We start from the raw sequence: 23,475 nt of genomic DNA on the forward strand, positions 1-23,475 counted from the left end.
TGCATCCGGCGGGGGACGGCATGGGATGGCGGCGTGTTTCTCGAACTGGCTGAAGTCCTGGACTGTCCCGACTGCGAGGCGTCGACCGGGCTCGTCGCCTTCGTCGACCGGGCCGCGTCGCGTCGCGTGGTCGAGGGGTGGCTGGGCTGCCCTTTGTGCGAGATCGAGGTGCCGATCCGCCGGGGGACGATGCGCTTCGATCTTTCCGATGCCGCGCGACGGATCGCCCCCGGCGGCGGGACGGCGCGCCCCGCCGCCACGGCGCTCGAGGACGCGGCGGCTCTGGCCGGGCCCGCCGACGAAGCCGCTCCGGACGCGGCGCTGCGTCTCGCAGCCCTGCTCGGCGTGAGCGACCGGGCCGGCATGGCGGTGCTCCTGGGCCCGCGCCTGGCCGCCTACGCCCCTCCCATCGCCCGTCTCGGAGACCGTCTCGAGGTCCTCGTCTGGCTGCCGGACGCGGGCGACCGTTCCCCTCCGGCCGCCGTGGCCGTCGAGGATCTCGTTGTCGGCGTCGACCCTCTCCTCGGCGCCGCGCCGGACCGCTGGCCGATCCGCTCCGGCGCACTGCACGGCATCGCGCTCGCCGCTCCCATGGTGCTCCAACTGTCCGAGATCACGCGCTGCGCGCGGCCGGGCGCGCGCCTCGTCGTGGAAACTCCGACCCCCCCGGATCTTGACTTGCTCGCCGCGTCGGAGTTCGCGGAAGTCGCCTCCGACCGCTCCGTCTGGGTCGGTGAACGCCGTCAAACGTAGCCGGAGATTTGCCACGGCTTGACAAAACGCTATAATTCGCCGTTGTCGCCAGATGTGTGGGGCTGTGTGGAACGTGGTGGAGTGAGACGTACGGTCCAGCTCGCTCGGGGGGAGGGTGGCATGGTGTGGTGGAAGATCTGGGACAGTGACGGAAGGCGCCGACGCAAGCAGCCGGACTTCTACGAGGAAGGTGTGGAGTTGGTTCGGCAGGAACTCTACCATGAGGCGCTCATCTCATTTCGTCTCTCCTTGAAGTACAACCCGCGGCATCCGGCCACGCTGGAACAGATGGCGGTGGTGTACACGCACATTGGACTGACCGATGACGCGGTTCGCGCCTACGGGGCCGCCCTTGAGGAGCGCCCGCGCAGCACGGCCGCGCACTACGGTCTGGCCTTCCTCCTGTTGAGGAAAGGCGCCGAGCGGGACGCCTCGCGGCACCTCCAGGAGTTCCTCGCCTATGCGCGGGGAGACCGGGAAGAGCCGAGGCATCTCGAGCATGCCCGGCGCACTCTGCAACGGCTCGGCGTGCCGGCCGCGGAATCGGTCGCACACTAGCGGCCCGCGTACGAGCAGCGTGCAAGTCTCGAGCCCGCTCCCGGACGACTATCGGCCCGGCACATTACCGGAACTCTTCCTCGACGGGCTCTCGCGGCCCCGCGCCGACGCGGCCCGTACGCGGGGAGCGGACGGGGCCTGGGTTTCGACCTCCACGGATGACATCGGGCGCCGCGCCCGGGCCATCGCGCTCGGGCTCCGGACGCAAGGCTTCGTGGCGGGCGACCGCATCGCGATCCTTTCGCAGACCCGCCTCGAATGGGCCCTGGCCGATTGGGGCATCGTCATGGCGGGGCTCACTTCCGTGCCCGTTTACCCGGTGCTTCCCGCCGACCAGGTTCGCTACATCCTCGCGGACTCCGGCGCGCGAGCCGTATTCGTGGAAGACCAGGAGCAACTGGACAAGGTCGCGGAGGTAAAGGACGACCTCCCCGCACTGGAACTGGCGGTGGCCTTCGCGCCCGTAGCGGCGCCCGAGGGATCCTCGCTCGCGACGCTACAGCTGGACGCCCTCCGCGATCTCGGCGAGTCCGCGCCCGAAGCGCTCGCGTCGACCTACGAAACGCACGCCCGGAAGACACGTCCGGAAGACCTGGCGACGCTCATCTACACGTCGGGCACGACCGGCGACCCGAAGGGCGTGATGCTCACGCACGCCAACTTCCATTCGAACGCGGACATGGCGTTGCGGGTCTTCCCGATCGACTCCACGTACGTGGCTCTCGCGCTCCTGCCCCTCGCGCACGTGTTCGAGCGTACGGTCGGCCACTATATCATGTGGCGAGCCGGGGTGACCGTCGCGTACGCCGAATCCCCCAACACGGTGGCCCGCGATCTCGGCGAAGTCTCGCCGACCTTCATGGCCGCCGTCCCGCGCGTGTTCGAGAAGGTGCTCGAGAGGGCCGAAGCCACCGCCCGAGAGGCGGGCGGCGCGAAGCAGAAGATCTTCGACTGGGCGCGCCGCGTCGGGGAAGCGCGGGCGATGGCCGAACTCGAGGGACGCGGGGTCGATCCGGCTCTCGGTCTCCAGGCCGCGCTCGCCGACCGCCTCGTATTCTCGAAGCTGCGCGCCCGGACGGGAGGACGGGTCCGCTACTTTGTGAGCGGCGGAGCCCCGCTCGCGCCCGCCGTCGCCCGCTTCTTCTTCGCCGCGCGCCTGCCGATCGTCGAAGGCTACGGGCTCACGGAGACCTCGCCCGCCGTCAGCTTCAATCCGATCGACGCCATCCGCCTCGGCACGGTCGGGAAGCCCATCCCCGGTACCGAGATCCGGATCGCCGCGGACGGCGAGATTCTCATCCGCGGGCCGCAGATCATGGCGGGCTACTACAACAAGCCCGAGGCGACGGCCGAAGCCATCGACGACGACGGCTGGTTCCACACCGGCGATGTGGGCGAGATCGACGAGGACGGGTACCTCCGGATCACCGACCGCAAGAAGGATCTCATCATCACCGCCTACGGAAAGAACATCGCGCCGCAGCCCATCGAGGCCGAGATCAAGCGGCACCCGATGGTGGCGGAAGCCGTGATGCTCGGCGACGGCAGAAAGTTCCCGATCGTCATCGTCGTGCCCGAATTCGAGGCTGTTCGTCCGGAACTGCACGGGGTCGAGGAAGCGGCGGACGCCGACCTCGTCGCGGACGCCCGGATGCGCGGCATGATCGAACAGGCCGTGCGGGAATGCTGCCGGGACTTCGCGCACTACGAGCAGCCGCGCGACGTGCTCCTCGTCCCCGGGCCGTTCACCGTCGAGAGCGGAGAGCTGACGCCGACGCTGAAGGTCAAGCGTCGCGTCATCGAGACCCGCTTCGCCGCCGCGATCGAAGCCCTCTACGAGCGGGCCGAGGACGCCATGAGCGGGCGGGAAAAAGAGCGGGACCGCCCGTGAGCGACATCGTGGCCGGGCTCGTCACGGGGCCCGACCGCGAACAACTCGTGCGGCTGGGACGGACCCTCGTCGAAGAGCGGCTCATCGCCTGCCTGAACGTCCTGGACCGCGTGACCTCCGTCTATCGATGGGAGGGCGAGGTGTGCGAGGAAGCGGAAGCCCTCGGCATCCTCAAGACGACGGCCGCCCGCGGCGACGCCGTGGAGCGGCGCATCCGCGAACTCCACCCCTATGATGTTCCCGAGGTCCTCTTCATCCCCGTGGCCGCCGGCTCCGCGCCCTACGTGGACTGGGTCGCCGCACAGGTGAGCGACTAACCGCACAGGTGAGCGACTAACGTAGTGTCGCACGTTGCACCCGCGCCGCCGCGGCTCAGCCGACGGCGTCGTTCTCCGAGCGGTACCAGAACCAGAAGATGACCCCCGCCGCCGTCCACAGGATCGTGCCTCCCCCGATCCGCATGATCAGCCCCGCGAGCCGCTGGTCTTCTCCGGCGGAGAGCGTGCCCACCGGCGGCGCGAGTTCGTACGTCGCGTAGAAGGGGAGTTCCGCGAACGTCAGGAAGACGTACGGCAGCGTCATCAACACGGTGCTCGCGATCAGATAGCCGATCCGTACGCCGAGCGGAAACCGCGGCCGGTGCGGGACCGGACTCACGACGGGCCACCAGAAGATGAGTCCGCCGCCCAGCCAGGCCATGTCGAGGACGAGCGAGCCCGCCTGCGAGGCCATGAGACCGTCGACGACCTCCGGCCAGTGCGTCGTGATGACGATCGCGTTGAAGAAGAGCAGCGCGATGAGCGGTCGCGCGAGGAATCCGAGGAGGGAGATGATCGCGCCGCCGCGCACCCGCTCCAGCGCTGCCCGCGGGAGGCCCGCGATGAGGAGCGGCGGGGCGAGCAGCGCGATGAGGAGGAACTGCACCATGTGCACCGACGCCAGGTATCCCGAACCCAGCGCGCCCACCGGCCAGTCCAGCGCGATCCAGAGGATGAGCGCGCCGCCGGCGAAGCGGACGACCTCGACTCGCGAAGGCGCGGCGCCCCGCGTGAAGGCGCGATAGGCGAGGCACAGGCACGCGATGAAGAGCCAGACGCCCGGGTAGGGCCGCCACGACCAGTCCCACGGGATCCCCTGGGCGGCACACCACCATTGCATCGCGTGACCTCAGCCGCCGCTCGTACCGGCTTCGCCCCCGGGCTTCGAAACCGAACGGTTGAGACGCAGGAGGAGCGGAAGGTCGTGCCGCCAGTCGGTCTGGCGCACGCCGCTCGGGTACAGCGCCCGCGCCACGCCGTCGCCCGTGACGGCGACGACCGGCGTCGCGTGTCCCACGAGATACGGCTCTTCGGCACCCGGCGGGGTGGTTGTCCCTTCGATCCGCGCGGGCGGAAGGCGGAACCCGGCCTGGATCTCGTTCACCGTCTCCATCTCCCCGCTGAGGCCGACGAAGGAGGCGTCGAAGAGGTCCAGCCAGCTCCGCAGCCGGTCCGGCGTGTCGCGCGCCGGGTCCGTCGTCACGAAGACGACTTCGATCTCGCGGCGGTCCGTGTACGGAAGATCGTCGAGAGCGGCCCCGAGTACCGCCATCTGCACGGGACAGATGTCCGGGCAGTTCGTATACCCGAAGAAGAGCAGCGTGAGCGACCCCGCGGTCTCCCGCCGGAAGTCGAAACGGCGCCCCCGCGAATCCGTCAGGGCGAACTCTGGCGCCTCGAACGGCTGTTCGATCGCCAGCCCGCGCAGCTCCCCCGTGCCCTCCGTGCGGTCGATCGCCGTCTCGGGGGAGGCGCAGGCGGACCCCGCGAGACTGGCGCCGCATGCGACCGCGGCGGCGGCCACGACGCGCCCCGGCCTCATCCGAACAGTCCCCGGATGAACTCGAGTACCGGGAGGGAATCGAGGATCACGAGCCCGGTGCCGATGCCGGCGCCGAGCAGGTATCCGAGACGCACAATGAGGTCGAATTCGCGCTGGCTGATGTCGCGAACAAGGTGTTCGATCCGCTCGATGGAGAAGTTCTCGATTTTCGTCGAGATACGGTCGGCGATCCGGATTCGTTCCGCCACCTCCGGCACGCGGTTGACGATCCAGTCCCACGCGGGCGCGGCGAGCGTATCCGCGAGCCGCACCGCGGCGTCCTCGCGCAGGAAGCGCCCGAGCCGCCCGATCGGCGTGTGCAGGAGCCGATCCGCCATCGGCTCGGCGATCGAGTCGAAGAGGACGCGTCCCGCGTCGGACCGGAATCCCGCGGCAAGCGACGCCGCCACGCGGTCGGCGGGGAGGGCGCGCAGCAGGTCCGCCCAGCTCCTCTCTCCGAAGCGTTCGAGCAATCCCTCGAGCCGGTCGAGCAGGAAGGCGCGCGAGCCCGGATCCCGCGCCGCCTTCACGAGCCACTCGGCCAACGCATCGAGCGCGCTCTCGACCTGGGGATCGCCCGCGCCGCCGATGACCTCCGAGGGAGGGTGCCGGAGGAACTCGACGACGCCGTCGTTCACGTGCCGCGCGATCGCTGTCTGGACCTCCGGCTCGCGCAGTACGCCGCCGAGGCGGTCGGCTCCCTCCTCCCGCAGGGCATCGAGCGCGTGCGTCACGGTTTCCTCCGTGACGATGAGGCGGGCCACGACGCGCTGGTGGAAGCGGAGATCCTGCATGAAGCGGTCGAACAACTCGCCCAGCACATGCTCGATCCGCTGTCGCGCGTCCGGGTCGTCGAGCAGTCGGCCCAGGCGCTCGATCGCGACCGGAAGGTAGTCCTTGATCGCATGCTCCAGCGCGGCCACGAGCCCCGCCGGAATCAGCTGCTCGAACGTCCGGTGCGGCTGGAGCAGTTGCTGCGCGGCCTCGTCCAGGTGACGGCGTACCGTGGCCTCGAAGGCCGACGAATCGACGAGCCGCCCGAGCCAGCCGTCCATCGTGTCGCGGACGGCCGCGATCCGTCCCGGCTCCAGCGTCTGCGCGAGGGACTCGTCGCTCAGCGACTCCCGGATCGATTCGAGGAGGCGTCCGGACTCAGCCCTGAAGTCCGGGGAGTCCAGCGTCCCGGCCAGGAACTCACGGCCCTGTCCAAGGATCCGCGTGAGGAGTTCCCGGACCTCGACGAGCGCTTCCTCCGGGAGGAGATCGGCCAGCGCGGGTTGTTCTTCTTCGCTGAGTTCGACCGCGAGTTCCCGCAATCGCTCGCGGAACGCGGACTCGAGTTGCCGAAGTTCGGAGGTGATGTCTTCCGGCGTGAGCAGCGCCCCCCCCACGACGCTGCCGACCGAATCCGCCAGCCGCTTCTGATTCTTCGGCACCGCCCCCTGCAACCACCGCACGGGCCGGCCCAGAATCTTCGGCGGCCGGTAGGGATGGAAGATCATCCAGACAGCGATCCGGTTCGTGATTCCGCCCGCCAGGGCGCCGAAGGCCACCGTGACGAGGGCGCGCAGCCAGTCGAACTCCATCAGGGAGAAGGCAGCGTGGCGACAAACCCGTTGAGGTCGAGTACCTCCGTTCCGACGTAGACAACGGCCTCCATGCGGATGAGCGTCCCGTCGCCGGAATCCTCGCCCGTCAGCGGCCGAAAGCTCCCGCGGACCGTCGTCCCGGAGATCTCGAACCGCCAGGCGGGACCCGAACCGTCGGCCCGCTCCGCATCCGGCGGCTCGAGCGTCACATCGCCCCAGGCCGCGTCGACGCCGTGCAGCCAGGTGTGGGCAACGGCCGGCTGGCCGACGGTGCCCGCGTGGACGACGAGGCCGTTCCCGAGCGAGTCGGCGAACACAAACGTCTGGCCAGCCGTCGTCGCGACGGGAATGCCGAGCGCGCGCGCGGCGCGACGAAAGAAGAGGATGCCGGGTACCGCCCTGTCGCTCGTTTGCAGCGCCGCGATCCCGAGCGACTCCCGCTGCCCCGTCGGCCCGGTCCAGACGGACACTTCCTCACCCGCCACGAGACGCACGGCATCCGCGCCCTCGCCCTCGCTGAACAGAAGACTCACGATCTGGCCGGCGTCACCCACGCGCACCGCCATCGCCGGCGTGGGCAGAAGGCGCCACGCCGCGCGGGCCACGGGCACCGTGTCCTGCGTCAGAACGAGCGGCCGCCAAGCGTCTCCGTCCGCGAGGCGGACTTCGTAGTCGAGGCGCAGGTCTTCGCCCTCGGCCGTCTGATCGAACGAGCCGATGAACGCGGTCCCGTCGTCGGCGGCGAAGAGCAGGTGCGTCAGATAGCGCGCGTCCACCCCCGGCGTGAGCGGCTCGCCGGTGATTTCTCCGCGAGCTTCCGCCGTTCCGTCAGGGGTAGGTCCCGCACAGGCGAAGAGGACCAGGAGGGCGCCCGCCGCGCAGGGAGGCCAGCGCCCGATCACGTCTCCCCCGGTGTATCCCGCGCGTCCCCGCCCGGAGCGGCCTCGGGCAGCCTGGCTCGCGGACCCAGCGCCCGGTCCAGCGACTTCAGCATGCGCCGGATCCGTCGGCGGTTCATGCCCAGATCGAAATCTCGCCGTCGCGCGCGGGAGAACGCCTCGACCCGCGTGAGTCCGTTCGCATCCAGCGCGACCCAGATCGTCAGGTCATCCGCCCATCGCAAGAGCGGGATCACACATCTCACGGAGATGAGTCCGAGGTCTTCATCGCGGTGGGCGAGCGTCCACGACCAGCGCCGCCCCACGTACCTGAGCAGTTGGTCCCAGACCCGGGAGAAGGCGACCTCGTAGACGCGCGGTTCCGGCCCTCCCGGCGCACGTGTGTCCGCCGAATTCTCGTGAAACCAGCGGGAGCGCCCGCCGGTCTGTCCGCCCTCGGGAGATGCCTCCGTCACCCCGGAAGTCCCCTTTCCCCGGTTGCCCGCGTCCGCCGCGGACGCATAGCTTGGCGATCCGCGGGGCCCGGTTGGCCCGGGCTCCCGGCCCCCGCAGACAGCAGGACCACTCTCCCGAAACTCTGACGGCTCAACATGCAGGCCATAATACCGTTGGCGGGAATGGGTACAAGGGTCCGTCCCCACACCCACACCCGTCCCAAACCCTTACTCCGCGTGGCCAATCGGCCCGTGCTTTCCTACGTCGTCGAGCAGCTCCGCGCGGAGGGCGTCGACGATTTCATCTGCATCACCGGGCACCTCGCCGGCCAGATCCGGGCCTTCATGGCGGAGGAGTTTCCCGGCCTTTCGGTTACCTACGTGGAACAGGCCACCCAGCGGGGGACGGCGGACGCGATCGCGCTCGCGGAACCCCACGTGACCGGGCCCGTTCTCATCGTTTTCGTGGACACGCTCTTCGATGCCGACTTCAGCGTCCTGCACCGCTACGCTTCCGCGTCCGGCATCATCTGGGCCAAGGAGGTCGAGGACTACCAGCGGTTCGGCGTCATCCTCACGGACGAAGCGGGAACCATGAAGCGGATCGTCGAGAAGCCGTCGGAGCCGGTCTCGAAGCTCGCGAACATCGGCGTCTACTACGTGAAGGACCATGCACTGCTGTTCGAGGGGGTTCGGCATGTGATGGAGCTGGACCCTCAGCTTGGGGAGTATTTTCTCACGGACGCGTTCCAGTACATGATCGACCGTGGCGCACGTCTCCATACGGCGGAAGTGGGCGGCTGGTTTGACTGCGGGAAGCCGGAAACGCTGCTCGAGACGAATCGCGTGATGCTCGAGCGCGGACACGGAGGGGATCCCGACCTCCCGGACTCCGTCACCATCGACGGAGCCATCGCGGTCGCGGCCGACGCCAGCGTCGAGACTTCCGCGGTCGGCCCCAACGTGAGCGTCGCCTCCGGAGCCCGGGTCCGGGGCTCGCGCCTCCGCCACACGATCGTCGGCGCGGACAGCGTCATCGAGGACTGCGATCTGATAGATTCCCTCGTCGGGGACCGCGTGACGCTTCGAGGCGTGCGCGGCAGAGTGAGCGTGGGAGACGACGGCGTCGTCGAAGGCGAGCGGACGTGAGCCAGGACGAACTGATATACGACTGGAACGCGCTTCCGGGCAGCCACGACTACGCGGCGACCCGGGTCGAACTGGACGACGAGACGCTGCGCGACGGCCTCCAGAATCCGTCCGTCAAGGACCCACCCATCGAGAAGAAGATCGAACTCCTCCACCTCATGGTGGACCTCGGCATCCACGCCGTCGACATCGGCCTCCCCGGCGCCGGGCCCCGCGCCTACGAAGCGTGCCTCGCGCTGGCTCGCGAGATCACCGGTGGCCGGCTCCCGATCGAGGCCAACGCGGCCGCCCGCACGGTCCGTGCCGACATCGAACCCGTGGCGCGCGTCCAGCAGGCGACGGGCCTGAGCATCGAGGTCGCCACCTTCATCGGCAGTTCGCCGATCCGGCAGTACGCCGAGAACTGGGATGTAGATCAGATCCTGTCTACGTCGCGCGCCGCCATCGAGTTCGCCGTCGGCGAGGGACTCGATGTCATGTACGTGACGGAGGACACGACACGGTCGCGGCCCAGGACGCTCGCCCGGCTCTTCTCGGCCGCGGTGGAGGCGGGGGCCCGCCGGATCTGTCTCGCGGACACCGTCGGCCACTCGACGCCCCACGGCGTGCGGCGACTCGTGCGGTTCGCGAAGGACATCGTGGCCGGCACGGGAGAATCCGTGAAGATCGACTGGCACGGACACCGTGACCGCGGCTTCGGGCTGGCGAATGCGCTGGCGGCGATCGAGGAAGGGGTCGACCGGGTGCACGCCACGGCGCTCGGCATCGGCGAGCGGGTCGGCAACGTCGAGATGGACCTGCTGCTCGTGAACCTCCACCTGCTCGGAACGCACGACCATCCGATCGACCGGCTGTCGGACTACTGCCGCCTCACAGCGGAGATGTGCGGAGTCGACGTGCCCCACAACTATCCCGTCATCGGGGACGACGCGTTCCGGACGGGGACGGGCGTTCACGCGGCGGCGATCATCAAGGCGATGCAGAAGGGGGACGGTTGGCTGGAGGACCGCGTCTACAGCGGCGTCCCGGCTTCGATCGTGGGGCGGAAGCAGACCATCGAGATCTCTCCGGTGTCCGGTCTCAGCAACGTCCGCTTCTGGCTGAGCCAGCACGGATACGACGCGGGCGACGAGACGCTGTGCGAGGCGCTGTTCCGTCTCGCCAAGAAGTGCGATCACACGCTCTCGCCGGAGGAGATCGAAGCCGAGATCGCGGGCGTCGAGGCGGCGCGGGCGTGAGACGCCGGATGTCGTCGTCTTGCGCGCTCGCCCTTCTCTACGCCGGGTCCCTGGCGGCGCAGCAGCTTCCGGCGGGAGACCCGCCGGCCGTGCCCGCGGGTGTGCCGGTCGTCGTCCTCCCCGTGCAGTCGGTCATCCCGCACGGCGAGGGGGCCTGGGTCGGGGGGACGGGGAGCGCCCAGCGCACGATCGACCTCCTCGACGCCGAGATCGAGTTCGCGTTCGGGGAGGAAGAAGGGGCCGCGCATTGGGCCCTCGCGCCCGCCGTGAAGGCCCGCCTCGCGCGCAACCCGACGATCGGCGTCGACGCGGGACGGCTCGCCTACCGGGGCCTGCTCGCCGCGCCGGATTCCCGGGCACGACTCCATGAACCGCTCCACACGCAACTCCGCCAGGTGGCCGCCCTCTTCGGAGCCCGCCTCGTCGTCCTGCCGCTCGCCGTGTCGTATCGGGAGCGACGGGCCGTCCTGCAGCTCGCCGTCATCGACGTGCGGCGCAGCGCCGTCCTCTGGCACGGCGCCGTCGCAGGGGCGACCGCGGAGGCCGCGTCGCCGTTCGCCCTCACCACGCTCGCGCTGCGCGTGGCCGACGGACTCGCACCTTCGTGACGATGAAACCGCCGCACGACGTCGTGCTGATCCCGGGTGACGGCATTGGCCCGGAGATCTCCGAGGCCACGGTCGCGATCCTGGAGGCCGCCGGCGCGCCCATCCGCTGGCGCGAGGGCCTCGGGGGCGTCACCGCCATGGAGACCGTCGGAGAGCCGCTTCCGCAGGCGACGCTCGAAGCGATCGAGGCGACCGGCGTCGCGCTCAAGGGACCGCTCACGACCCCCATCGGCTCCGGCTTCCGATCCGTGAACGTCGCCCTCCGCAAGCACTTCGACCTCTATGCGAACGTGCGTCCGGCGGTCACCCTCCTCCCGGCCGCCCGCTATCCGGACGTGGATCTCGTCATCGTGCGCGAGAACACCGAGGGCCTCTACGCCGGGATCGAGCACTTCATCGGGATGGAGAACGACCCCCGCGCCGTCGCCGAATCCGTCATGCTCATCACGCGCTACGGGTCGCGCCGCATCGTCCGCTTCGCGTTCGAGTACGCCCTCGCCCACAACCGGCGTCTCGTGACCCTCGTCCACAAGGCGAATATCCTCAAGTACACGCAGGGTCTCTTCCTCGAGGTGGGGCGCAACGTCGCGGCCGAGTACGAGGGACGGGTGGAATTCGACGACAAGATCGTGGATGCAACGGCGATGCAGTTGGCGCTGGATCCGTACCGCTTCGACGTGATCGTGACCGAGAACATGTTCGGCGACATCCTCTCCGATCAGGTGGCCGGACTCATCGGCGGGCTCGGCTTCGCGCCGGGCGCGAACCTCGGCGAGCGGGCGGCGATCTTCGAGGCGGTGCATGGATCGGCCCCGGACATCGCGGGGAAGGGGATCGCGAACCCCACCTCCCTCCTGCTTGCCGGCTGCCTCATGCTCGACCACCTGGACGAGCCCGAGGTCGCCGCGCGCATCCGCGCCGCCCTGCACCGGACCCTGCGGGAGGGCGCCAGCTATACGCCGGACCTCGGTGGTTCCGCGCGCACGGAGGAGTTCGCCGCCGCGGTCATCGAACGACTTGATGCCGCGGGTGAATGACCGGCGCGGAACGACGGGCATGGAGCGCGAACGGATGGAAGAGCTTCATTTCAAGGGCATAATGTGCGGCGCCTGCGGTCAGATGCTCCCCAAGGGGCAGTTGGACGCCGACGACTGGTGCGAGGCCTGCGGGCCGCGCATGCAGCAGCGCATGCGGCGCTGGCGCCACGTGGTCGCCACAGGCATCACGCTGCCTTTCGCCGTGTGGGTCGTCATATGGCTCCGCGCCTCCCCCGACCTCGATTTCCTGCCCGCGTACGCGTGGGGGCTGCCACTCGTGGCCGCGTACTATCTCGGTTTCCGCATCGGCCGCGAGGTCGTGAAGGGCTACACCCGATGGCGGCTCCGCTAGGCGCGCGGCCCGGCGGGCGCGCCGGCATTCGGACCGTGCTGGGGCTTCCGGCCGCGGCGCTCGCCACCATGGTCGGAATCGTCCTCGTCATCAACGCACACGTGTACGGCTGGCCGGGCGTCGCCGCGGGCCTCCTCCTCGCCGCGGCCGGCGTCGCGCTCGGCGTCCATTGTTTCCGCGCGGATTCGTCCGCCGTCCCTCACTCCGCAGCCACGGGCTGCCCGGAATCCGGAGAGATTCGCGAATGACTTTCGAAGGTGTCGACTACTTCAATCTCGATGCGCTCCTTCACGAAGAGGAGATTGCCATTCGGGATCTGGTGCGCGAATGGGTGGACCAGGAGGTCCTGCCCATCATCGGCCACCACTACATCGAACGCACGTTCCCGCGGGAACTCATCCCCCAGATGGGCGAACTCGGCTTCTTCGGGGCGAACCTCCCCGAGGAGTACGGCTGCGCCGGCCTCAACAACGTGGCCTACGGCCTCATCATGCAGGAACTCGAGCGGGCCGACTCGGGCATCCGCTCCTTCGTCTCCGTACAGGGCGCCCTCGTCATGTATCCGATCTACGCCTTCGGATCGGAGGAACAGAAGCGCGAGTGGCTGCCGCGGCTGGCGAGCGGCGAGTCCATCGGCTGCTTCGGCCTCACCGAGCCCGACTTCGGCTCCAACCCCGGCGGCATGATCACGCGGGCGGTCGAGGACGGGGACGAGTGGATCCTGAACGGCGCCAAGATGTGGATCACGAACGGCTCGATGTCCGACGTCGCGGTGATCTGGGCCAAGACCGGAGATCTGGACGACATCGGCTCGATCCGCGGCTTCATCGTCGAGACGGGGCGCGACGGCTTCTCCGCCAGCGACCAGAAGGGGAAGCTCTCCCTGTTGGCCTCCGACACCTCCGAACTCGTTCTGCAGGACGTGCGGGTGCCGCGCACGAACCTCCTCCCGGGCAGCGGGGGTCTCAAGAGCCCGCTGAAGTGCCTCACGCAGGCGCGCTACGGGATCTCGTGGGGGGCCGTCGGCGCCGCCATGGCCTGCTACCGCGAGTCGGTCGACTACGCCAAGAACCGCGTGCAGTTCGACGGGACGCCGATCGCGCAGACGCAGATCCAGCAGGTCCGGATCGCGGACATGCTCACCGAGATCACGAAGGCGCAGCTTCTCTGCCTCCGGCTCGGCCGGATGAAGGACGAGGGCACGATGCGGCCGCAACACGTCTCCCTCGCGAAGCGAAACAACGTGAACATGGCGTGCGAGTGCGCCCGGGAGTCGCGGCGCCTGCTCGGCGCGAACGGGATCCTCGCCGAGTACGCCTCGATGCGTCACATGGCGAACCTGGAGTCGGTCTACACGTACGAGGGCACGCACGACATCCATTCCCTGATCCTGGGACACGACGCCACGGGACTGCCCGCCTACAACTGACCCGCGGGACGAGAACGACATGAAGAGAATCACCGCCATCTTCCTGCCCGCCCTTCTGGCGGCATGTGCCGCCGAACCCGGCGCCGACGCCGCCGGAGGAGAAGCGCCCGCCCGCGTGTCGGAGTTCGGCCGCTATGAGGGGTACAGCGAGCCCCGGTACGACGGCTGGGTGACAACCTCCCGCTACGTCGAGATGCGCGACGGCGTGCGGTTGGCGGTCGAGGTCACCCGCCCGGCGCTTGGAGGCGTGACGGAGAGCGAGCCCCTGCCGGTCGTGTGGACGCATTCCCGCTATCACCGCAATCCGGGCCAGATCATCCGCGTGATCGCGCCGGAGCTGGACCCGCTCCCGGAAATCCGCTCGCAGGTCGACGCGAACGAGGATCTCCAGCGGCTCGTCCTCCACGGCTACGTGGTGGCGGCGGCCGGTGTGCGGGGGAGCGGGGCCTCCTTCGGCCGCTACGAGGGGTTGTTCTCGGAGTCGGAGACGACCGATGCGGTCGAACTCATCGAGTGGCTCGCCTCGCAGCCCTGGTCGGACGGCAACGTCGGCATGTACGGCGGTTCCTACCTGGGGATCACGCAGTACATGGCCGCGTCCCGCAACCCGCCGGCGCTCAAGGCGATCTTCCCCGACGTCGCGGCCCTCGACATGTACGATCTCATGTATCCCGGCGGCGTGTACCGGGATGACCTCATCGGGCACTGGGGTGGCCTGACGCGCGAGTTCGACGTCTCCATTCCGGCCCCGGCGGTGGACGAGGACGTCGAGGGGGTGCTCCTGCGCCAGGCGATGGAGGAGCACGAGGACAACTGGGACGTGCTCGAGCAGTACGGCGCGGGGCGCTATCGCGACCATGCGGCACCCGAACTGGCGTGGGAGCGCCACGGACCCAGCGGCGTGCTCGAAGACGTGCTCGAGGCGGGGGTTCCGGCGTACCACTGGAACGGCTGGTACGACATCTTCATCACCGACGCCACGCTCTGGTTCGCGAACTACCGCGGGCCGCAGAAGCTTGGCATCGGGGCCTGGTCCCACTCCGGCATGCCCGACCCCGCGTTGATGGCCGAACGCATCGAGCTGTACGCGGTGGAGCAGCACCGCTGGTTCGACTACTGGCTCAAGGGCATCGACAACGGCGTGCTCGACGAGGCGCCGATCCACTACGCCATCATGAACGATCCCGGCGACTGGCGCTGGGCGTCGTCCGAAGCGTGGCCACCGGAAACGACAAGCCAACGCCTCTTCCTCGCGCCCGGGGCGAGCGGGAGCGTCGCATCGGTCAACGACGGCGGGCTCTCGACCGACGCACCGACGGCCGAGGCCGCGTTCGACGAGTACCTGGTCGATCTCTCGACGACCACCGGGACCTCCAGCCGCTGGGACAACGCCGTCGGGGCGGCGCCGGAGATGGTGTACCCGGACCTGCGCGACACCGATGCGAAGTCGCTGACCTACACGACCCCGCCGCTGGCGTCCGACCTCACGGTCACCGGCCACCCGGTCGTGACGCTGTGGGTGACCTCGTCGACGCGGGACGCCGACTTCTTCGTGCTGCTCGAGGAAGTGGACGCGGAGGGATCCTCCCGCTACGTGACCGAGGGCGTGCTGCGCGCCTCGCATCGCGCGCTCGCGGAAGCGCCGTGGGACAACCTCAGCCTTCCCTTCCAGCGCAGCTACGCGAGCGACGTCGAACCGCTTCCGGACGCGCCGGCCGAACTGCGGCTCGACCTGCACCCGACCTCGACCGTCTTCAATGCGGGCCATCGGCTGCGCGTTACGGTCATGGGCGCCGACCGCGACAACGCGGAAGAGGTTTCGGAGGACCCGCCGACCGTGCGCGTGTACCGCTCCGCGACCCATCCGTCGAGCGTCGAACTTCCCGTCGCCACGGGTTCCTAGCGGCGACAGGAGCCACCGGCCGGGCTCCCGGCCTGTCTCCGGTCCCGCGGGCTCTGGCCCGCATCCGTCCGGGGCCGCACGTTGCTTCGCTCAAACGACCCGTTTCACGAGGCAGAGAGCCATGTCCAACGTTCGCCGCTTCTCCATCAGTCTCGCCTTCGCCCTCACGGCCGCCGCGCCGCTGGCGGCCCAGCAACTCACGCCCGAGCAGTACGAGGGGCTGCGGGCGCGCCACATCGGACCCGTCGGCAACCGCGTCTCCTCGATCGCCGGGGTCCCGGGGGACCGCAACACGTACTTCGCCGGCGCCGCCACCGGCGGCATCTGGAAGACGGACGACGCCGGCCTGCACTGGCGGCCCGTGTTCGACGACCAGCCCGTGCACTCCATCGGCGCCCTCGCCGTCGCCCCGAGCGACCACGCGGTCGTGTGGGCGGGCACCGGCGAGACGTCGATCCGCTCGAACGTCTCGATCGGGAACGGCGTCTGGAAGTCGACGGACGGCGGCGAGACGTGGACCCACATGGGGCTGGAGGGGACCGGCCGCGTCGGCCGCATCCTGATCCACCCCACCGACGCGGACGTCGTCTACGTGGCGGCGCTCGGCCACGCCTACGCGGAATCCGACGAGCGCGGCGTGTACCGAACCTCCGACGGCGGCGCCTCGTGGGAGAAGATCCTCTTCGTGGACCGCGGGACGGGCGCTTACGACATGGTCATGGATCCGGCGAACCCGCGGAAGATCTTCGCCACGATGTGGGACATTGATCTCAAGACGTGGAAGCGCGACAGCGGCGGGCCGGGGAGCGGTCTCCACCTCACGATGGACGGCGGCGACACGTGGACCCAACTCCAGGGGAACGGGCTTCCGACCGGCACGCTCGGCAAGATCGCCGTCTGCATGTCCCACTCGGACTCGGACCGGGTGTACGCCCTCATCGAGACGAGCGACGGCGTGCCGATGGAGGGGTACGAGACCGACACGGGCGAGCTGTGGAGCAGCGATGACGGCGGCCGCACGTGGCGCCTCGTGAACTACAGCCACAACCTCGCGACCCGGCAGGCGTACTATACCCGCTGCGGCGTCTCCTCCGGCGACCGCGACGAACTCTACTTCCTCTCGTCCAGCTTCAGCGTGAGCCGCGACGGGGGCGCGACGTACGAGATGTTCAACTTCCTCGGCGGTGGCCCCCCCGGCGGCGACCCGGCGGCCCCCGGGTGGGATCTGCACGATGTTTGGGTCGATCCGGGAAATCCGGACCGCATCTTCATCGGCGGCGACAGCGGCGTCGCGATCACCGAGAACCGGATGAAGTCCTGGTCCCGCATGCAGTTGCCGATCGCGCAGATGTACCACGTCACGGTGGACGACGCGATCCCCTACAACGTGATGGGGAACCGGCAGGACGGCCCCTCCTACCACGGGCCGTCGAACACTCGCTACACGGGCTTCTGGGCCCGCGGACTCATCCCGCGCGGCGACTGGAGAACCGTCGGTGGGGGCGAGAGCGGCTTCGCCACGCCCGACCCCACGGATCCCAACATCGTGTGGTCGAGCGCCTCGGGGTCGGGTGCCGTCGGTGGCATCGTCGTGCGCCACGACCGGGAGCGCGGCCAGTTCCGAGATGTCGAGGTGTGGCCCGAATCGACGCGCGGACGCCCGGCGGAGGATGTCCGCTACCGCTTCCAGTGGACCTTCCCCCTCCTCATCTCGCCGCACGACAGCGAGACGATCTACGTCACCAGCCAGCACGTGCACCGCACGCGCAACCGGGGCCAGAGCTGGGAGGTGATCAGCCCCGACCTGTCGACGAACGACCGGTCCAAGATGGGAGTCTCCGGCGGTCTCACCCCCGACAACATCGGCGTCGAGTTCTGCTGCGTGATCTACGCCTTTGACGAGTCGCCCATCGAGCAGGGCGTCTTCTGGGCCGGCACGAACGACGGTCTGGTGCAGGTGAGCCGCGACGACGGCGCGACGTGGACGAACGTCACGGAGAACATCCCGAATCTGCCTCCCGACGGCATCGTGCGGAGCATCGACGCCTCCCGCTTCGACGTCGCGAAGGCCTACATCACGATCGAGCACCACCAGGTCGGCGACTTCGACGCGCGCGCCTACAAGACGGACGACTTCGGGGCGACGTGGACGCAGATCACCGACGGGGTCGACAACTACCCCGTCGACTACACCCGCTACCTGCTCGAGGACCCGGTGCGGCCGGGCCTCCTCTACCTCGGCACCGAGACGAACGTCTACATCAGCTACGACGACGGTGAGAGCTGGCAGCTCTTCATGCCGAACCTTCCCCCGTCGCCGTACTACGGGCTCATCATCCAGGAGCACTTCAACGACTTCGTGGCCGGGACGTACGGCCGCGGCTACTGGATCCTCGACGACCTGAGCGGGGTGCAGCAGTTGACGCCCGAGATTGCGGCCTCCGACGCGCACCTGTTCGCGCCGCGCGACGCTTACCGCTTCAACGACATCGCCGAACCCCAGGTGATGTACGAGGACTGGTCCGTGGGCGAGAATCCGCCCAACGGGGCGTCGATCAACTACTGGCTCGGCGACGGCGAGGGACGCGATGTGCAGGTTCGCGTCGAGAACGCCGAGGGCGAGACGCTGGCCACCCTGGACGGGACGAACCACGATGGCTTCAACCGCCTGTGGTGGAACTTCCGGGGCCCGGACGCCAACCCGATTCTCTACCGGACGAAGCCGCAGTTCGCGGACTGGATGCCCATGCCCGAGGTCTCTCGGCAGGGCGGAGGCGGCTTCTTCTTCGGCGGCGGCGGCGGACCGAGGCAACCCCCGGGCACGTACACGGTCACCCTCGTCGTGGATGGCGAGGACGCGGGGTCGCAGCAACTGACCGTCCTGCGGGACCCGAACTCCGAGGGGTCGATGGCGGACATCCTCGCCCAGAAGGCGTTGCTCGACGACATCGTGGAGGATCGAAACCGGCTCGCCGATGCCGTCAACCAGATCGAACTCCTGCGCCGCCAGATCCATGACCTGCGCCCCGTGCTCGAGGAGGCGGGAGACGCGGAGGATGTGATGGAAGCCGGGGCGGCGCTCGACGAGTCGCTCATCGAGGTGGAGAGCGAACTCGTGCAGTTGAAGGACACGGGATCCGATGGCGTGCGCTGGCCGGCGATGATCAGCGCGCGCCTGTCCTACCTGCAGCGCACGGTGGGGACGGCCGACTTCCCGCCCACGGACCAGCACGCCGAAGTGGCACAGATGCTGAGCGACATGATCGACGAGGTGGTTGTGCGGCTGGAGGCGGTGCTGGCCGACGAACTCGCCGAGTTCAACCGGATGCTCCAGGCGAGAGTGGGCCGCGTCATCACCACCGACGACGGGTAGCGGACGTGCGCGGGGCGATCCTCCGGCTGGCGGCCGCGGGCGCGCTGGCCGGGGGGGCGCTCGCCTGCGCGCCCGGCGGCGAGTCCGCCCCCGAATCGCGCGCCGCGACGGCGGGGTTCTGCTCGAACGTGCCCCGCTCGCAGTACGCCGACCTGGAGCGCGTCGAGGCCGCGGATGACTGGTTCGAGGTGTATCGCGTCGCCCCGCAGGTGTACGCGATCTACGAGCCGTTCCAGTTCCAGGAGGTCATCTCCTACCTGATCCTGGGCGAGGAGGGCGCTCTACTCCTCGATACGGGAATGGGGATCGGCCGCATCCGCACCGTCGTGGACGAACTCACGGCGCTGCCCGTGACCGTCCTCAACTCGCACACGCACATGGACCACGTCGGGGGCAACGCCGAGTTCGAGCACGTACTCGCCCTGGACACGGAGTTCACCCGCGCGCACGCCCGGGGCCGCACGAACGCCGAGGTGCGCGGAGAAGTGGCCGGAAGCGCGGTCTGCCGGCCCCTGCCCGCGGGGATCACCGAGGACAACTACCATACGCCCGCCTTCGAGATCTCCGCCTTCGTCGACGACGGACACCGGATCGACCTGGGGGGACGCACGCTCGAAGTCATCGCCGTCCCCGGCCACACGCCCGACGCGATCGCCCTCCTCGACCGCGAGGCCGGGTTCCTCTGGACCGGAGATTCCTTCTACGAGGGTCCGATCTGGCTCTTCGCGCCCGAGACGGACCTGGAGGCGTATCGGGCCTCGGTGGCCCGGCTCGCCGAACTCGTTCCCCAGTTGACGATGCTGTTCACGGGCCACAACACGCCGGTCGCGCAGCCCTCGCGGCTACTCGAGCTGCACGACGCCGTGGAAGCCATGTTCGAAGGCATCGCCGTCGGCAACCGGCTGCGGGACGGCGGGGTCGAGTTCGTGTTCGAGGGATTCTCGATCATGGTCGGGCCGGACCCGCGTTGATCGACCCGATCCGCGACTTCATCGAGCGGGAGGGCTTTCTCGTCCTCGATGGCGGCCTGGCGACGGAACTCGAGGCGCTGGGCTGCGACCTCGACGACCCGCTCTGGTCCGCACGCGCGCTGATCGACGAATCCGAGGCGATCCGCACCGCGCACCGCCGCTTCCTCGAGGCGGGGGCCGACTGCATCGCCACCGCGACCTACCAGGCGACCTTCGAAGGTTTCGCGTCCCGGGGGCTCGACGCGGACGCGACCACCCGCCTCCTGCGCGACTCCGTCGACCTGGCCATCTCGGCCCGCGCGGACTTCCTCGGCGGCGGTGTGGCGCCCGACCCCGACGACCTGCCTCACGAGGGCCCGCCTCCCGAGGGCCCGCCGCCCGAGCGCACGCCGCCCGCGAGCCGCCCGCCGCCGCTCGTCGTGGCGAGCATCGGGCCGTACGGGGCCTACCTGGCCGATGGATCCGAGTACACGGGCGACTACGGCCTCTCCGCAGCCGAGTTGTACGACTTCCACGCCCCGCGCTGGGAGGTCCTCGCCGAGACGGAGGCCGATGTCCTCGCCTGCGAGACCACGCCCTCCGTCGAAGAGACGCGCGCCTACTGCCGGCTCGCGGCCGTCTCCCACCGCCCGACGTGGATCAGCTTCCAGTGCCGCGACGGCGCGCGCCTCGCGGACGCCACCCCGCTCGAGACCGCCGTCGCCCTGTGCGACGCCGAGCCCCACGTCGTCGCGGTCGGCGTGAACTGCGTCGATCCGCGCTTCGTCGCGCCCCTCATCCGCGCGGCGCGGCGGGCGACCGGAAAACCGATCCTCGCCTATCCCAACTCGGGGGAGGCATGGGACGCGGAGGCGAAGCGCTGGACGGGCCCCGCGACCCCGGTGGATTGGGCCCGGAGCGCCGCCGAGTGGCGGAAAGAGGGAGCCGACGGCGTCGGCGGCTGCTGTCGCGTGGGTCCCGCCGAGATCGCCGCCATCCGCAAGACAGCGGCCTGGTCGCGACCCTGAAATGTTTGCCGGAGAATCGGCACGGCACGCATCTTGACCGGTTCCCACGGCTCGCGAGTCCCCAGGGCAACAACGCCCCGAGGCAGAGAGCCGCCCCGAGGCAGCGAGCCGCCCCGAGGCCACGAACCCCTGGAGCAAGAGAAGCGCAGCCATGTGGCATGAGGACATCCTGGGCACGATCGGCGGTACGCCGCTGGTGCGCGTAAACCGCCTCGCCGCGCACCTGCCCGGCACCGTCCTCGCGAAGCTCGAGTACTTCAACCCCGGCGGCTCCGTAAAGGACCGGATCGGGGTCTCGATGCTCGACGACGCCGAGGAACGGGGCGCGATCGCGCCCGGCGGCACGATCGTCGAGGGCACGAGCGGCAACACCGGCGTCGGGCTCGCGCTCGCCGCCATCGCACGCGGCTACAAGTGCATCTTCGCGACCACGGACAAGCAGAGCCCCGAGAAGATCGCCATCCTGCGGGCGCTCGGGGCGGAGGTCATCGTCTGCCCGACCGCGGTGGACCCCGAGGATCCGCGCTCCTACTACCAGGTCTCGCGCCGGCTCGCGGAGGAGACCCCCAACTCCTTCTACATGAACCAGTACGACAACCCCGCCAACACGCTCGCCCACCTGCGGACGACCGGCCCGGAACTGTGGGAGGGGACCGAGGGGAGGATCACGCACCTCTTCGTCGGCTCCGGCACCGGTGGCACGATCTCCGGCTCCGCCGCCTACCTGAAGGAACGGAACCCCGAAGTGCGGATCATCGGCGTGGACCCGTACGGCTCCGTCTACTGGAAGTACTTCCACACCGGCGAGTTCGACGAGGACGAGATCCATCCGTACGTCACCGAAGGGGTGGGGGAGGACATCCTCGCGGGCAACATGAACTTCGACATCGTGGACGACTACGTGCGCGTCACCGACAAGGCGTCGATGCTCATGACCCGCCGTCTCGCGCGCGAGGAGGGGATGTTCCTGGGCGGCTCGTGCGGCATGGCGATGGCCGGCGCGCTCCAGTGGATGGAGGCGAACCGCGACGCGATCTCCGATGGGGATGTGCTCGTCGTGGTCATGCCCGACGGCGGCTACCGCGCGCTCGGAAAGGTCTACAACGACGTCTGGATGCAGGAGCACGGCTTCCTCGATGAGGGCGAGACTCTCACCGCGGGAGCGCTCGTCGCCCGCCGTTCGACCGAAAGGCCGCTCGTGTCGGCCCCGGTCGACATGTCGCTCGAGGACGCGATCGGGTCGATGCGGGAGTATGCGATCTCGCAGTTGCCGGTGATGGAGGGAGGAGAGGTCGTCGGCAGCCTCATCGAGCAGAACATCCTGCGCTTCCTCATGGGAGACCCCGACGCGCGGGGGCGTCTCGTGCGCGACGTCATGGGCCCGCCCTTCCCGGTCGTGGAGGCCTCGAGCCCCGTGCACGCCTTCGCGAACGCCCTCAGCGGAGACCAGCCCGCCGTGCTCGTGCGGCAGGAAGACGGCACGCTGGGCATCCTCACCCGCTCCGACCTCATCTCCGCCCTCGGCGCATAGGAGCGACGGATGAGCGAGCGGGAAGGGACCGATGAACGCATGCCGAAGAAGCTCCCGATCGGGGAGTGGATCAAGAAGGTCCGCGCCGACAAAGCCCAGGCTCGCAAGGAAGGGTCAAAGAACCGCGTGACCACCGAGAGCATCCTGCGGGCCCGCGACGCCGACAGGAAGTAACGGTCGTCAGCCTACCACAGGTTGGTAGTCACTCCCGTTCATTGGCTCGTAGCGGTCCCACCGGCCTTGCATCTCGATCAGAACGCGCTGCTTTGACGGTGCGGGTTGCGGATTCATCCTTACCACCCGCGCCGAGTATCGGTCCGGCACTTCCGCCATGGCCATCGCCAGGTCGGAGGCCAGATAACGAGGCGCCCAACCGATCATGAAGTAGTCCTCAGTCTGGATCTGAACGGCGAACCCGGTGACTGGATTGGTGAGCTCCACCGTGACGTATAGCGCTTCTCCCGGTGTCAGACGCTTGAGACGCTCCTTGGCCGCAGAATTGACGTGCCGCCAACCGTGGAGGAAAAACCGGCACGAAAACGATCCGTCCGCGTCTCTCTCGATCTTCGGGAAGACCTCGTAGGCATCCGTTTGGCGATAACCACCGTTCGCCGCCAGGATTTCGATCGGGTCGGCCCTATGACCCAGGTCCAGATTGCGAAGGTAGTCCCTTAGGTCCGGCCTGCCGGGGTTGATCACTCGATTCTGAAACAGCGGAAACAGGCTCGACGCCTTGTAATCCTCCTCCAGCTCCGGGAACTCGACGAGCAGCGGAAACCCTGCTTCGGCCTGGGCTCGCTTGGCGCCGCCGGTGTAGCGGAACCGGTACTCCGGCTGAGATACGTCCGCATCGAGACGGCCGACGGGGAACCACTGCCGCCTGTCCTTTTCCT

Annotated in this window: 23 protein-coding genes; 17 read left to right on the plus strand and 6 right to left on the minus strand. The window is 69.1% G+C overall.

Features of this window, described 5'->3' with window-relative positions:
- The 4 genes from OXN85_07880 to OXN85_07895 form a co-directional block, all read left to right on the plus strand.
- Positions 1-753, plus strand: a 753-nt coding sequence (locus tag OXN85_07880) for a hypothetical protein (protein ID MCY3599874.1), incomplete at its 5' end; no start/stop codon positions are given.
- Positions 754-834: 81 nt separating this feature from the next.
- A complete protein-coding gene (locus tag OXN85_07885; GenBank protein MCY3599875.1) occupies positions 835-1,311 on the plus strand; it encodes a hypothetical protein in 477 nt (158 codons plus the stop codon).
- Between the two features lie 19 nt (positions 1,312-1,330).
- Positions 1,331-3,202 (plus strand): long-chain fatty acid--CoA ligase, encoded by a 1,872-nt coding sequence (locus OXN85_07890; GenBank protein ID MCY3599876.1) that lies wholly within the window; start codon positions 1,331-1,333, stop codon positions 3,200-3,202.
- Entirely contained in the window at positions 3,199-3,519 is a 321-nt protein-coding gene (locus OXN85_07895) for a divalent-cation tolerance protein CutA (GenBank protein MCY3599877.1), read from the plus strand. Before OXN85_07890 ends, OXN85_07895 begins: the two co-directional genes overlap by 4 nt.
- A gap of 55 nt (positions 3,520-3,574) precedes the next feature.
- On the opposite strand, the gene OXN85_07900 is transcribed toward OXN85_07895, so the two are convergent.
- From OXN85_07900 to OXN85_07920, 5 genes are read right to left on the minus strand one after another with little or no spacing between them, the layout of a single operon-like run.
- Positions 3,575-4,360 carry a cytochrome c oxidase assembly protein gene (locus tag OXN85_07900; protein ID MCY3599878.1) on the minus strand — a complete coding sequence of 262 codons (786 nt, stop codon included), beginning with the start codon at positions 4,358-4,360 and terminating at the stop codon, positions 3,575-3,577.
- 9 nt (positions 4,361-4,369) lie between these two features.
- Entirely contained in the window at positions 4,370-5,062 is a 693-nt protein-coding gene (locus OXN85_07905) for an SCO family protein (GenBank protein MCY3599879.1), read from the minus strand.
- Entirely contained in the window at positions 5,059-6,648 is a 1,590-nt protein-coding gene (locus OXN85_07910; GenBank protein MCY3599880.1) for a DUF445 family protein, read from the minus strand. Before OXN85_07910 ends, OXN85_07905 begins: the two co-directional genes overlap by 4 nt.
- Positions 6,648-7,553 carry a hypothetical protein gene (locus tag OXN85_07915; protein ID MCY3599881.1) on the minus strand — a complete coding sequence of 302 codons (906 nt, stop codon included), beginning with the start codon at positions 7,551-7,553 and terminating at the stop codon, positions 6,648-6,650. The genes OXN85_07910 and OXN85_07915 overlap by 1 nt, the downstream gene beginning before the upstream one ends.
- On the minus strand, positions 7,550-8,005 hold the full coding sequence (locus OXN85_07920) for a DUF1499 domain-containing protein (GenBank protein ID MCY3599882.1): 456 nt from the start codon (positions 8,003-8,005) through the stop codon (positions 7,550-7,552). The genes OXN85_07915 and OXN85_07920 overlap by 4 nt, the downstream gene beginning before the upstream one ends.
- 135 nt (positions 8,006-8,140) lie before the next feature.
- On the opposite strand from OXN85_07920, the gene OXN85_07925 reads away from it, so the two are divergent.
- The 13 genes from OXN85_07925 (at position 8,141) to OXN85_07985 (ending at position 22,756) form a co-directional block, all read left to right on the plus strand.
- Positions 8,141-9,133 carry a sugar phosphate nucleotidyltransferase gene (locus OXN85_07925; GenBank protein ID MCY3599883.1) on the plus strand — a complete coding sequence of 331 codons (993 nt, stop codon included), beginning with the start codon at positions 8,141-8,143 and terminating at the stop codon, positions 9,131-9,133.
- Entirely contained in the window at positions 9,130-10,371 is a 1,242-nt protein-coding gene (locus OXN85_07930) for a LeuA family protein (GenBank protein MCY3599884.1), read from the plus strand. Before OXN85_07925 ends, OXN85_07930 begins: the two co-directional genes overlap by 4 nt.
- A gap of 8 nt (positions 10,372-10,379) precedes the next feature.
- Positions 10,380-10,979, plus strand: a complete 600-nt coding sequence (locus OXN85_07935; GenBank protein MCY3599885.1) for a hypothetical protein — start codon at positions 10,380-10,382, stop codon at positions 10,977-10,979.
- 2 nt (positions 10,980-10,981) lie between these two features.
- A complete protein-coding gene (locus OXN85_07940) occupies positions 10,982-12,016 on the plus strand; it encodes an isocitrate/isopropylmalate family dehydrogenase (GenBank protein ID MCY3599886.1) in 1,035 nt (344 codons plus the stop codon).
- A gap of 34 nt (positions 12,017-12,050) precedes the next feature.
- Complete coding sequence (locus tag OXN85_07945; protein ID MCY3599887.1) at positions 12,051-12,368, plus strand: hypothetical protein; 318 nt, start codon at positions 12,051-12,053, stop codon at positions 12,366-12,368.
- Positions 12,353-12,616, plus strand: a complete 264-nt coding sequence (locus OXN85_07950) for a hypothetical protein (GenBank protein ID MCY3599888.1) — start codon at positions 12,353-12,355, stop codon at positions 12,614-12,616. Before OXN85_07945 ends, OXN85_07950 begins: the two co-directional genes overlap by 16 nt.
- Positions 12,613-13,797, plus strand: coding sequence for an acyl-CoA dehydrogenase family protein (locus OXN85_07955; protein ID MCY3599889.1), 1,185 nt, complete (start codon positions 12,613-12,615; stop codon positions 13,795-13,797). The genes OXN85_07950 and OXN85_07955 overlap by 4 nt, the downstream gene beginning before the upstream one ends.
- A gap of 19 nt (positions 13,798-13,816) precedes the next feature.
- A complete protein-coding gene (locus tag OXN85_07960; GenBank protein ID MCY3599890.1) occupies positions 13,817-15,700 on the plus strand; it encodes a CocE/NonD family hydrolase in 1,884 nt (627 codons plus the stop codon).
- 121 nt (positions 15,701-15,821) lie between these two features.
- Entirely contained in the window at positions 15,822-19,073 is a 3,252-nt protein-coding gene (locus OXN85_07965; protein ID MCY3599891.1) for a sialidase, read from the plus strand.
- A 5-nt stretch (positions 19,074-19,078) separates the two neighbouring features.
- A complete protein-coding gene (locus OXN85_07970) occupies positions 19,079-20,044 on the plus strand; it encodes an MBL fold metallo-hydrolase (GenBank protein MCY3599892.1) in 966 nt (321 codons plus the stop codon).
- On the plus strand, positions 20,041-21,051 hold the full coding sequence (mmuM, locus tag OXN85_07975; GenBank protein ID MCY3599893.1) for a homocysteine S-methyltransferase: 1,011 nt from the start codon (positions 20,041-20,043) through the stop codon (positions 21,049-21,051). Before OXN85_07970 ends, mmuM begins: the two co-directional genes overlap by 4 nt.
- 151 nt (positions 21,052-21,202) lie before the next feature.
- Complete coding sequence (locus tag OXN85_07980) at positions 21,203-22,582, plus strand: pyridoxal-phosphate dependent enzyme (GenBank protein MCY3599894.1); 1,380 nt, start codon at positions 21,203-21,205, stop codon at positions 22,580-22,582.
- Between the two features lie 9 nt (positions 22,583-22,591).
- The gene (locus tag OXN85_07985) at positions 22,592-22,756 is read left to right on the plus strand and encodes a hypothetical protein (GenBank protein ID MCY3599895.1); all 165 of its coding nucleotides are present in this window, start codon (positions 22,592-22,594) and stop codon (positions 22,754-22,756) included.
- Positions 22,757-22,762: 6 nt separating this feature from the next.
- Here the strand turns inward: OXN85_07985 and OXN85_07990 are convergent.
- A partial coding sequence (locus OXN85_07990; protein ID MCY3599896.1) for an HIRAN domain-containing protein occupies positions 22,763-23,475 on the minus strand: 713 nt, incomplete at its 5' end.

Origin of the sequence: Candidatus Palauibacter australiensis (assembly GCA_026705295.1) — a bacterium.
GTDB classification, from domain to species: domain Bacteria; phylum Gemmatimonadota; class Gemmatimonadetes; order Palauibacterales; family Palauibacteraceae; genus Palauibacter; species Palauibacter australiensis.

What these genes read in the sequence shown, in the direction of transcription:
- OXN85_07900 (MCY3599878.1), bottom strand. Translation starts at nt 4,360, where the DNA reads ATGCAATGGTGGTGTGCCGCCCAGGGGATCCCGTGGGACTGGTCGTGG.
- OXN85_07905 (MCY3599879.1), bottom strand. Translation starts at nt 5,062, where the DNA reads ATGAGGCCGGGGCGCGTCGTGGCCGCCGCCGCGGTCGCATGCGGCGCC.
- OXN85_07910 (MCY3599880.1), bottom strand. Translation starts at nt 6,648, where the DNA reads ATGGAGTTCGACTGGCTGCGCGCCCTCGTCACGGTGGCCTTCGGCGCC.
- OXN85_07925 (MCY3599883.1), top strand. Translation starts at nt 8,141, where the DNA reads ATGCAGGCCATAATACCGTTGGCGGGAATGGGTACAAGGGTCCGTCCC.
- OXN85_07935 (MCY3599885.1), top strand. Translation starts at nt 10,380, where the DNA reads ATGTCGTCGTCTTGCGCGCTCGCCCTTCTCTACGCCGGGTCCCTGGCG.
- OXN85_07940 (MCY3599886.1), top strand. Translation starts at nt 10,982, where the DNA reads ATGAAACCGCCGCACGACGTCGTGCTGATCCCGGGTGACGGCATTGGC.
- OXN85_07945 (MCY3599887.1), top strand. Translation starts at nt 12,051, where the DNA reads ATGGAAGAGCTTCATTTCAAGGGCATAATGTGCGGCGCCTGCGGTCAG.
- OXN85_07950 (MCY3599888.1), top strand. Translation starts at nt 12,353, where the DNA reads ATGGCGGCTCCGCTAGGCGCGCGGCCCGGCGGGCGCGCCGGCATTCGG.
- OXN85_07955 (MCY3599889.1), top strand. Translation starts at nt 12,613, where the DNA reads ATGACTTTCGAAGGTGTCGACTACTTCAATCTCGATGCGCTCCTTCAC.
- OXN85_07960 (MCY3599890.1), top strand. Translation starts at nt 13,817, where the DNA reads ATGAAGAGAATCACCGCCATCTTCCTGCCCGCCCTTCTGGCGGCATGT.
- OXN85_07965 (MCY3599891.1), top strand. Translation starts at nt 15,822, where the DNA reads ATGTCCAACGTTCGCCGCTTCTCCATCAGTCTCGCCTTCGCCCTCACG.
- OXN85_07980 (MCY3599894.1), top strand. Translation starts at nt 21,203, where the DNA reads ATGTGGCATGAGGACATCCTGGGCACGATCGGCGGTACGCCGCTGGTG.
- OXN85_07985 (MCY3599895.1), top strand. Translation starts at nt 22,592, where the DNA reads ATGAGCGAGCGGGAAGGGACCGATGAACGCATGCCGAAGAAGCTCCCG.